This window comes from Roseburia sp. AF42-8 (genome assembly GCF_003435965.1).
Classification (GTDB): domain Bacteria; phylum Bacillota; class Clostridia; order Lachnospirales; family Lachnospiraceae; genus Roseburia_C; species Roseburia_C amylophila.
Window position 1 is genome coordinate 1 of sequence record NZ_QTVB01000132.1, and the last position, 966, is coordinate 966.

The 966-nt window shown below is 32.2% G+C and carries 1 protein-coding gene; it reads right to left on the reverse strand.

The window, feature by feature from the left end; genetic code table 11:
* On the reverse strand, positions 1-762 hold a 762-nt coding region (locus tag DW059_RS15650; RefSeq protein WP_158552150.1), incomplete at its 3' end, for a glycosyltransferase.
* Positions 763-966: the final 204 nt, after the last annotated feature.

The window sequence follows — 966 nt, forward strand, 5'->3', positions numbered from 1 at the left end:
TTCTTCAATTAAGTCAATCCACTGTTTAATAATATTCTGTGGTTCATATTGTTCTACACATAAATGTGCATTTTTTTTGTACATATCCCTCAGTTCCTTATTATTAATGATTTCCGTCATAGCCCTGTACATTATCATTTCATTTTTTGTTAACTTTTCTTCTGCTCCAAAATATTTTCCCTCGCATACTGGAACCAAAATTCCATATTTCGCATATTCAATTTCATCCATAACATGAGAATCTATATTTGTTCCTGGTGCAAGAATTTCCCTTGCGCCCGACTTAAAATCAGAAGAAATAACCGGCAAATCACATGCTAATGCTTCAATCAATGCATTCCCAAAACCTTCAAATAAAGATGGAAATACGAAACATGTTGCCTTTTTCAGATATATAAATGGATTATCCGCAAATCCAACTATATCAACGGATTTTTCTATATTATATTCTTCAACCAATTTCTCATAATATTCCTTTAACTCCCCCGTTCCCAGAAGAACTAGCTTACATTTATAACCATCGTGGACTAATTTGGCAAATGCTCTTATTAGGTGCCAGCCTCCTTTTTGGTATGTGAATCTCCCCATTGATATAAAACATACCTCATTCTCTCCCAAATCATTTAACACATTATCTTCACTATTTGCCAACATTTTCATTTTTTGCAAGTTGTAACAGTTATATATAGTACAATTTTTCTGTGGTTCCAAGCCAAAATTGCTAACTAAATCTTTTTCCACTCCCTTTGATAACGAAACCACCTTATCCGCTTTATTGTATAAATGTTTTACCATTGGAGTTAATATATATCTATATGAAAATGAGTTATCCTGTGACAGCTCACACCTTACAGACACTATTGTTTTTGGTTTTCGCCGTTTTAGTTAAAATATTTACAATATTTGCACTATCTAAAAAACTTATACATGCATCATATTTTCTTTTCCGTTTCAGACTTTTTATTC